The 9,419-nt window shown below is 52.1% G+C and carries 6 protein-coding genes and 4 pseudogenes; 3 read left to right on the forward strand and 7 right to left on the reverse strand.

Annotation, left to right across the window (positions count from 1 at the left end):
- The first annotated feature begins 185 nt into the window (after nucleotides 1–185).
- Nucleotides 186–3,194, forward strand: a complete 3,009-nt coding sequence (polA, locus tag ACS8YF_RS19065; protein ID WP_271293282.1) for a DNA polymerase I — start codon at nucleotides 186–188, stop codon at nucleotides 3,192–3,194.
- Nucleotides 3,195–3,887: 693 nt separating this feature from the next.
- On the opposite strand, the gene aph(3')-Ia is transcribed toward polA, so the two are convergent.
- Together aph(3')-Ia and ACS8YF_RS19075 are read right to left on the reverse strand one after the other, a co-directional pair.
- Nucleotides 3,888–4,703 carry an aminoglycoside O-phosphotransferase APH(3')-Ia gene (aph(3')-Ia, locus tag ACS8YF_RS19070; protein ID WP_000018329.1) on the reverse strand — a complete coding sequence of 272 codons (816 nt, stop codon included), beginning with the start codon at nucleotides 4,701–4,703 and terminating at the stop codon, nucleotides 3,888–3,890.
- Nucleotides 4,704–5,839: 1,136 nt separating this feature from the next.
- Nucleotides 5,840–6,031, reverse strand: a complete 192-nt coding sequence (locus tag ACS8YF_RS19075) for a Rop family plasmid primer RNA-binding protein (protein WP_000165985.1) — start codon at nucleotides 6,029–6,031, stop codon at nucleotides 5,840–5,842.
- A gap of 31 nt (nucleotides 6,032–6,062) precedes the next feature.
- Here ACS8YF_RS19075 and ACS8YF_RS19080 point away from each other — a divergent pair, with 31 nt between their 5' ends.
- Nucleotides 6,063–6,431 (forward strand): hypothetical protein, encoded by a 369-nt coding sequence (locus ACS8YF_RS19080; protein ID WP_000538659.1) that lies wholly within the window; start codon nucleotides 6,063–6,065, stop codon nucleotides 6,429–6,431.
- Nucleotides 6,432–6,448: 17 nt separating this feature from the next.
- On the opposite strand, the pseudogene ACS8YF_RS19085 reads toward ACS8YF_RS19080, so the two are convergent.
- The 3 genes and pseudogenes from ACS8YF_RS19085 to ACS8YF_RS19095 form a co-directional block, all read right to left on the reverse strand.
- A pseudogene (locus tag ACS8YF_RS19085) lies at nucleotides 6,449–6,790 on the reverse strand (hypothetical protein); the annotation flags it as partial.
- A gap of 49 nt (nucleotides 6,791–6,839) precedes the next feature.
- Nucleotides 6,840–7,922 carry a DNA-binding transcriptional repressor LacI gene (gene lacI, locus ACS8YF_RS19090; protein ID WP_000805902.1) on the reverse strand — a complete coding sequence of 361 codons (1,083 nt, stop codon included), beginning with the start codon at nucleotides 7,920–7,922 and terminating at the stop codon, nucleotides 6,840–6,842.
- Between the two features lie 79 nt (nucleotides 7,923–8,001).
- A pseudogene (locus tag ACS8YF_RS19095) lies at nucleotides 8,002–8,346 on the reverse strand (MFS transporter); the annotation flags it as partial.
- Here ACS8YF_RS19095 and ACS8YF_RS19100 point away from each other — a divergent pair.
- Nucleotides 8,332–8,787 (forward strand): peptidoglycan recognition protein family protein, encoded by a 456-nt coding sequence (locus ACS8YF_RS19100; RefSeq protein WP_015979355.1) that lies wholly within the window; start codon nucleotides 8,332–8,334, stop codon nucleotides 8,785–8,787. The pseudogene ACS8YF_RS19095 and the gene ACS8YF_RS19100 sit on opposite strands and share 15 nt — an antisense overlap.
- Nucleotides 8,788–8,925: 138 nt before the next feature.
- On the opposite strand, the pseudogene ACS8YF_RS19105 reads toward ACS8YF_RS19100, so the two are convergent.
- Nucleotides 8,926–9,219: pseudogene (locus ACS8YF_RS19105) on the reverse strand (MFS transporter); the annotation flags it as partial.
- A gap of 47 nt (nucleotides 9,220–9,266) precedes the next feature.
- Nucleotides 9,267–9,419 (reverse strand): annotated as a pseudogene (locus ACS8YF_RS19110) (YopD family type III secretion system translocon subunit); the annotation flags it as partial.

The following is a 9,419-nucleotide window of genomic DNA, read 5'->3' on the forward strand; positions in this document are numbered from 1 at the left end:
TGTCGGCGATATAGGCGCCAGCAACCGCACCTGTGGCGCCGGTGATGCCGGCCACGATGCGTCCGGCGTAGAGGATCGAGATCTCGATCCCGCGAAATTAATACGACTCACTATAGGGGAATTGTGAGCGGATAACAATTCCCCTCTAGAAATAATTTTGTTTAACTTTAAGAAGGAGATATACCATGGGCAGCAGCCATCATCATCATCATCACAGCAGCGGCCTGGTGCCGCGCGGCAGCCATATGAAAATCGAAGAAGGTAAACTGGTAATCTGGATTAACGGCGATAAAGGCTATAACGGTCTCGCTGAAGTCGGTAAGAAATTCGAGAAAGATACCGGAATTAAAGTCACCGTTGAGCATCCGGATAAACTGGAAGAGAAATTCCCACAGGTTGCGGCAACTGGCGATGGCCCTGACATTATCTTCTGGGCACACGACCGCTTTGGTGGCTACGCTCAATCTGGCCTGTTGGCTGAAATCACCCCGGACAAAGCGTTCCAGGACAAGCTGTATCCGTTTACCTGGGATGCCGTACGTTACAACGGCAAGCTGATTGCTTACCCGATCGCTGTTGAAGCGTTATCGCTGATTTATAACAAAGATCTGCTGCCGAACCCGCCAAAAACCTGGGAAGAGATCCCGGCGCTGGATAAAGAACTGAAAGCGAAAGGTAAGAGCGCGCTGATGTTCAACCTGCAAGAACCGTACTTCACCTGGCCGCTGATTGCTGCTGACGGGGGTTATGCGTTCAAGTATGAAAACGGCAAGTACGACATTAAAGACGTGGGCGTGGATAACGCTGGCGCGAAAGCGGGTCTGACCTTCCTGGTTGACCTGATTAAAAACAAACACATGAATGCAGACACCGATTACTCCATCGCAGAAGCTGCCTTTAATAAAGGCGAAACAGCGATGACCATCAACGGCCCGTGGGCATGGTCCAACATCGACACCAGCAAAGTGAATTATGGTGTAACGGTACTGCCGACCTTCAAGGGTCAACCATCCAAACCGTTCGTTGGCGTGCTGAGCGCAGGTATTAACGCCGCCAGTCCGAACAAAGAGCTGGCGAAAGAGTTCCTCGAAAACTATCTGCTGACTGATGAAGGTCTGGAAGCGGTTAATAAAGACAAACCGCTGGGTGCCGTAGCGCTGAAGTCTTACGAGGAAGAGTTGGCGAAAGATCCACGTATTGCCGCCACCATGGAAAACGCCCAGAAAGGTGAAATCATGCCGAACATCCCGCAGATGTCCGCTTTCTGGTATGCCGTGCGTACTGCGGTGATCAACGCCGCCAGCGGTCGTCAGACTGTCGATGAAGCCCTGAAAGACGCGCAGACTCGTATCACCGAGAACCTGTATTTCCAGGGCATGATTTCTTATGACAACTACGTCACCATCCTTGATGAAGAAACACTGAAAGCGTGGATTGCGAAGCTGGAAAAAGCGCCGGTATTTGCATTTGATACCGAAACCGACAGCCTTGATAACATCTCTGCTAACCTGGTCGGGCTTTCTTTTGCTATCGAGCCAGGCGTAGCGGCATATATTCCGGTTGCTCATGATTATCTTGATGCGCCCGATCAAATCTCTCGCGAGCGTGCACTCGAGTTGCTAAAACCGCTGCTGGAAGATGAAAAGGCGCTGAAGGTCGGGCAAAACCTGAAATACGATCGCGGTATTCTGGCGAACTACGGCATTGAACTGCGTGGGATTGCGTTTGATACCATGCTGGAGTCCTACATTCTCAATAGCGTTGCCGGGCGTCACGATATGGACAGCCTCGCGGAACGTTGGTTGAAGCACAAAACCATCACTTTTGAAGAGATTGCTGGTAAAGGCAAAAATCAACTGACCTTTAACCAGATTGCCCTCGAAGAAGCCGGACGTTACGCCGCCGAAGATGCAGATGTCACCTTGCAGTTGCATCTGAAAATGTGGCCGGATCTGCAAAAACACAAAGGGCCGTTGAACGTCTTCGAGAATATCGAAATGCCGCTGGTGCCGGTGCTTTCACGCATTGAACGTAACGGTGTGAAGATCGATCCGAAAGTGCTGCACAATCATTCTGAAGAGCTCACCCTTCGTCTGGCTGAGCTGGAAAAGAAAGCGCATGAAATTGCAGGTGAGGAATTTAACCTTTCTTCCACCAAGCAGTTACAAACCATTCTCTTTGAAAAACAGGGCATTAAACCGCTGAAGAAAACGCCGGGTGGCGCGCCGTCAACGTCGGAAGAGGTACTGGAAGAACTGGCGCTGGACTATCCGTTGCCAAAAGTGATTCTGGAGTATCGTGGTCTGGCGAAGCTGAAATCGACCTACACCGACAAGCTGCCGCTGATGATCAACCCGAAAACCGGGCGTGTGTATACCTCTTATCACCAGGCAGTAACTGCAACGGGACGTTTATCGTCAACCGATCCTAACCTGCAAAACATTCCGGTGCGTAACGAAGAAGGTCGTCGTATCCGCCAGGCGTTTATTGCGCCAGAGGATTATGTGATTGTCTCAGCGGACTACTCGCAGATTGAACTGCGCATTATGGCGCATCTTTCGCGTGACAAAGGCTTGCTGACCGCATTCGCGGAAGGAAAAGATATCCACCGGGCAACGGCGGCAGAAGTGTTTGGTTTGCCACTGGAAACCGTCACCAGCGAGCAACGCCGTAGCGCGAAAGCGATCAACTTTGGTCTGATTTATGGCATGAGTGCTTTCGGTCTGGCGCGGCAATTGAACATTCCACGTAAAGAAGCGCAGAAGTACATGGACCTTTACTTCGAACGCTACCCTGACGTGCTGGAGTATATGGAACGCACCCGTGCTCAGGCGAAAGAGCAGGGCTACGTTGAAACGCTGGACGGACGCCGTCTGTATCTGCCGGATATCAAATCCAGCAATGGTGCTCGTCGTGCAGCGGCTGAACGTGCAGCCATTAACGCGCCAATGCAGGGAACCGCCGCCGACATTATCAAACGGGCGATGATTGCCGTTGATGCGTGGTTACAGGCTGAGCAACCGCGTGTACGTATGATCATGCAGGTACACGATGAACTGGTATTTGAAGTTCATAAAGATGATGTTGATGCCGTCGCGAAGCAGATTCATCAACTGATGGAAAACTGTACCCGTCTGGATGTGCCGTTGCTGGTGGAAGTGGGGAGTGGCGAAAACTGGGATCAGGCGCACTAGTAACGGCTGCTAACAAAGCCCGAAAGGAAGCTGAGTTGGCTGCTGCCACCGCTGAGCAATAACTAGCATAACCCCTTGGGGCCTCTAAACGGGTCTTGAGGGGTTTTTTGCTGAAAGGAGGAACTATATCCGGATTGGCGAATGGGACGCGCCCTGTAGCGGCGCATTAAGCGCGGCGGGTGTGGTGGTTACGCGCAGCGTGACCGCTACACTTGCCAGCGCCCTAGCGCCCGCTCCTTTCGCTTTCTTCCCTTCCTTTCTCGCCACGTTCGCCGGCTTTCCCCGTCAAGCTCTAAATCGGGGGCTCCCTTTAGGGTTCCGATTTAGTGCTTTACGGCACCTCGACCCCAAAAAACTTGATTAGGGTGATGGTTCACGTAGTGGGCCATCGCCCTGATAGACGGTTTTTCGCCCTTTGACGTTGGAGTCCACGTTCTTTAATAGTGGACTCTTGTTCCAAACTGGAACAACACTCAACCCTATCTCGGTCTATTCTTTTGATTTATAAGGGATTTTGCCGATTTCGGCCTATTGGTTAAAAAATGAGCTGATTTAACAAAAATTTAACGCGAATTTTAACAAAATATTAACGCTTACAATTTAGGTGGCACTTTTCGGGGAAATGTGCGCGGAACCCCTATTTGTTTATTTTTCTAAATACATTCAAATATGTATCCGCTCATGAATTAATTCTTAGAAAAACTCATCGAGCATCAAATGAAACTGCAATTTATTCATATCAGGATTATCAATACCATATTTTTGAAAAAGCCGTTTCTGTAATGAAGGAGAAAACTCACCGAGGCAGTTCCATAGGATGGCAAGATCCTGGTATCGGTCTGCGATTCCGACTCGTCCAACATCAATACAACCTATTAATTTCCCCTCGTCAAAAATAAGGTTATCAAGTGAGAAATCACCATGAGTGACGACTGAATCCGGTGAGAATGGCAAAAGTTTATGCATTTCTTTCCAGACTTGTTCAACAGGCCAGCCATTACGCTCGTCATCAAAATCACTCGCATCAACCAAACCGTTATTCATTCGTGATTGCGCCTGAGCGAGACGAAATACGCGATCGCTGTTAAAAGGACAATTACAAACAGGAATCGAATGCAACCGGCGCAGGAACACTGCCAGCGCATCAACAATATTTTCACCTGAATCAGGATATTCTTCTAATACCTGGAATGCTGTTTTCCCGGGGATCGCAGTGGTGAGTAACCATGCATCATCAGGAGTACGGATAAAATGCTTGATGGTCGGAAGAGGCATAAATTCCGTCAGCCAGTTTAGTCTGACCATCTCATCTGTAACATCATTGGCAACGCTACCTTTGCCATGTTTCAGAAACAACTCTGGCGCATCGGGCTTCCCATACAATCGATAGATTGTCGCACCTGATTGCCCGACATTATCGCGAGCCCATTTATACCCATATAAATCAGCATCCATGTTGGAATTTAATCGCGGCCTAGAGCAAGACGTTTCCCGTTGAATATGGCTCATAACACCCCTTGTATTACTGTTTATGTAAGCAGACAGTTTTATTGTTCATGACCAAAATCCCTTAACGTGAGTTTTCGTTCCACTGAGCGTCAGACCCCGTAGAAAAGATCAAAGGATCTTCTTGAGATCCTTTTTTTCTGCGCGTAATCTGCTGCTTGCAAACAAAAAAACCACCGCTACCAGCGGTGGTTTGTTTGCCGGATCAAGAGCTACCAACTCTTTTTCCGAAGGTAACTGGCTTCAGCAGAGCGCAGATACCAAATACTGTCCTTCTAGTGTAGCCGTAGTTAGGCCACCACTTCAAGAACTCTGTAGCACCGCCTACATACCTCGCTCTGCTAATCCTGTTACCAGTGGCTGCTGCCAGTGGCGATAAGTCGTGTCTTACCGGGTTGGACTCAAGACGATAGTTACCGGATAAGGCGCAGCGGTCGGGCTGAACGGGGGGTTCGTGCACACAGCCCAGCTTGGAGCGAACGACCTACACCGAACTGAGATACCTACAGCGTGAGCTATGAGAAAGCGCCACGCTTCCCGAAGGGAGAAAGGCGGACAGGTATCCGGTAAGCGGCAGGGTCGGAACAGGAGAGCGCACGAGGGAGCTTCCAGGGGGAAACGCCTGGTATCTTTATAGTCCTGTCGGGTTTCGCCACCTCTGACTTGAGCGTCGATTTTTGTGATGCTCGTCAGGGGGGCGGAGCCTATGGAAAAACGCCAGCAACGCGGCCTTTTTACGGTTCCTGGCCTTTTGCTGGCCTTTTGCTCACATGTTCTTTCCTGCGTTATCCCCTGATTCTGTGGATAACCGTATTACCGCCTTTGAGTGAGCTGATACCGCTCGCCGCAGCCGAACGACCGAGCGCAGCGAGTCAGTGAGCGAGGAAGCGGAAGAGCGCCTGATGCGGTATTTTCTCCTTACGCATCTGTGCGGTATTTCACACCGCAATGGTGCACTCTCAGTACAATCTGCTCTGATGCCGCATAGTTAAGCCAGTATACACTCCGCTATCGCTACGTGACTGGGTCATGGCTGCGCCCCGACACCCGCCAACACCCGCTGACGCGCCCTGACGGGCTTGTCTGCTCCCGGCATCCGCTTACAGACAAGCTGTGACCGTCTCCGGGAGCTGCATGTGTCAGAGGTTTTCACCGTCATCACCGAAACGCGCGAGGCAGCTGCGGTAAAGCTCATCAGCGTGGTCGTGAAGCGATTCACAGATGTCTGCCTGTTCATCCGCGTCCAGCTCGTTGAGTTTCTCCAGAAGCGTTAATGTCTGGCTTCTGATAAAGCGGGCCATGTTAAGGGCGGTTTTTTCCTGTTTGGTCACTGATGCCTCCGTGTAAGGGGGATTTCTGTTCATGGGGGTAATGATACCGATGAAACGAGAGAGGATGCTCACGATACGGGTTACTGATGATGAACATGCCCGGTTACTGGAACGTTGTGAGGGTAAACAACTGGCGGTATGGATGCGGCGGGACCAGAGAAAAATCACTCAGGGTCAATGCCAGCGCTTCGTTAATACAGATGTAGGTGTTCCACAGGGTAGCCAGCAGCATCCTGCGATGCAGATCCGGAACATAATGGTGCAGGGCGCTGACTTCCGCGTTTCCAGACTTTACGAAACACGGAAACCGAAGACCATTCATGTTGTTGCTCAGGTCGCAGACGTTTTGCAGCAGCAGTCGCTTCACGTTCGCTCGCGTATCGGTGATTCATTCTGCTAACCAGTAAGGCAACCCCGCCAGCCTAGCCGGGTCCTCAACGACAGGAGCACGATCATGCGCACCCGTGGGGCCGCCATGCCGGCGATAATGGCCTGCTTCTCGCCGAAACGTTTGGTGGCGGGACCAGTGACGAAGGCTTGAGCGAGGGCGTGCAAGATTCCGAATACCGCAAGCGACAGGCCGATCATCGTCGCGCTCCAGCGAAAGCGGTCCTCGCCGAAAATGACCCAGAGCGCTGCCGGCACCTGTCCTACGAGTTGCATGATAAAGAAGACAGTCATAAGTGCGGCGACGATAGTCATGCCCCGCGCCCACCGGAAGGAGCTGACTGGGTTGAAGGCTCTCAAGGGCATCGGTCGAGATCCCGGTGCCTAATGAGTGAGCTAACTTACATTAATTGCGTTGCGCTCACTGCCCGCTTTCCAGTCGGGAAACCTGTCGTGCCAGCTGCATTAATGAATCGGCCAACGCGCGGGGAGAGGCGGTTTGCGTATTGGGCGCCAGGGTGGTTTTTCTTTTCACCAGTGAGACGGGCAACAGCTGATTGCCCTTCACCGCCTGGCCCTGAGAGAGTTGCAGCAAGCGGTCCACGCTGGTTTGCCCCAGCAGGCGAAAATCCTGTTTGATGGTGGTTAACGGCGGGATATAACATGAGCTGTCTTCGGTATCGTCGTATCCCACTACCGAGATATCCGCACCAACGCGCAGCCCGGACTCGGTAATGGCGCGCATTGCGCCCAGCGCCATCTGATCGTTGGCAACCAGCATCGCAGTGGGAACGATGCCCTCATTCAGCATTTGCATGGTTTGTTGAAAACCGGACATGGCACTCCAGTCGCCTTCCCGTTCCGCTATCGGCTGAATTTGATTGCGAGTGAGATATTTATGCCAGCCAGCCAGACGCAGACGCGCCGAGACAGAACTTAATGGGCCCGCTAACAGCGCGATTTGCTGGTGACCCAATGCGACCAGATGCTCCACGCCCAGTCGCGTACCGTCTTCATGGGAGAAAATAATACTGTTGATGGGTGTCTGGTCAGAGACATCAAGAAATAACGCCGGAACATTAGTGCAGGCAGCTTCCACAGCAATGGCATCCTGGTCATCCAGCGGATAGTTAATGATCAGCCCACTGACGCGTTGCGCGAGAAGATTGTGCACCGCCGCTTTACAGGCTTCGACGCCGCTTCGTTCTACCATCGACACCACCACGCTGGCACCCAGTTGATCGGCGCGAGATTTAATCGCCGCGACAATTTGCGACGGCGCGTGCAGGGCCAGACTGGAGGTGGCAACGCCAATCAGCAACGACTGTTTGCCCGCCAGTTGTTGTGCCACGCGGTTGGGAATGTAATTCAGCTCCGCCATCGCCGCTTCCACTTTTTCCCGCGTTTTCGCAGAAACGTGGCTGGCCTGGTTCACCACGCGGGAAACGGTCTGATAAGAGACACCGGCATACTCTGCGACATCGTATAACGTTACTGGTTTCACATTCACCACCCTGAATTGACTCTCTTCCGGGCGCTATCATGCCATACCGCGAAAGGTTTTGCGCCATTCGATGGTGTCCGGGATCTCGACGCTCTCCCTTATGCGACTCCTGCATTAGGAAGCAGCCCAGTAGTAGGTTGAGGCCGTTGAGCACCGCCGCCGCAAGGAATGGTGCATGCAAGGAGATGGCGCCCAACAGTCCCCCGGCCACGGGGCCTGCCACCATACCCACGCCGAAACAAGCGCTCATGAGCCCGAAGTGGCGAGCCCGATCTTCCCCATCGGTGATGTCGGCGATATAGGCGCCAGCAACCGCACCTGTGGCGCCGGTGATGCCGGCCACGATGCGTCCGGCGTAGAGGATCCGGGTCCCCTTTGATAGATTAAAAAGGAAAGGAGGAAAGAAATAATGGCTCGTGTACAGTTTAAACAACGTGAATCTACTGACGCAATCTTTGTTCACTGCTCGGCTACCAAGCCAAGTCAGAATGTTGGTGTCCGTGAGATTCGCCAGTGGCACAAAGAGCAGGGTTGGCTCGATGTGGGATACCACTTTATCATCAAGCGAGACGGTACTGTGGAGGCAGGACGAGATGAGATGGCTGTAGGCTCTCACGCTAAGGGTTACAACCACAACTCTATCGGCGTCTGCCTTGTTGGTGGTATCGACGATAAAGGTAAGTTCGACGCTAACTTTACGCCAGCCCAAATGCAATCCCTTCGCTCACTGCTTGTCACACTGCTGGCTAAGTACGAAGGCGCTGTGCTTCGCGCCCATCATGAGGTGGCGCCGAAGGCTTGCCCTTCGTTCGACCTTAAGCGTTGGTGGGAGAAGAACGAACTGGTCACTTCTGACCGTGGATAATTAATTGAACTCACTAAAGGGAGACCACAGCGGTTTCCCTTTGTTCGCATTGGAGGTCAAATAATGCGCAAGTCTTATAAACAATTCTATAAGGCTCCGAGGAGGCATATCCAAGTGTGGGAGGCAGCCAATGGGCCGGATCCACAGGACGGGTGTGGTCGCCATGATCGCGTAGTCGATAGTGGCTCCAAGTAGCGAAGCGAGCAGGACTGGGCGGCGGCCAAAGCGGTCGGACAGTGCTCCGAGAACGGGTGCGCATAGAAATTGCATCAACGCATATAGCGCTAGCAGCACGCCATAGTGACTGGCGATGCTGTCGGAATGGACGATATCCCGCAAGAGGCCCGGCAGTACCGGCATAACCAAGCCTATGCCTACAGCATCCAGGGTGACGGTGCCGAGGATGACGATGAGCGCATTGTTAGATTTCATACACGGTGCCTGACTGCGTTAGCAATTTAACTGTGATAAACTACCGCATTAAAGCTTGCCTCGCTACTCTTTATTGCTTGTGCTTCATGACGGGTGTCTTCTGTTTTTTTAATCTCACCGCTTTGCTTGACTGTCTCTGTAGTGATGGCATCAAGCTGTGAACCGGTCGTGATAATTGGGCTGTCTGTCTTGATATTTAT

Origin of the sequence: Salinisphaera sp. SWV1, from assembly GCF_052044155.1 — a bacterium.
Classification (GTDB): Bacteria; Pseudomonadota; Gammaproteobacteria; order Nevskiales; family Salinisphaeraceae; genus Salinisphaera.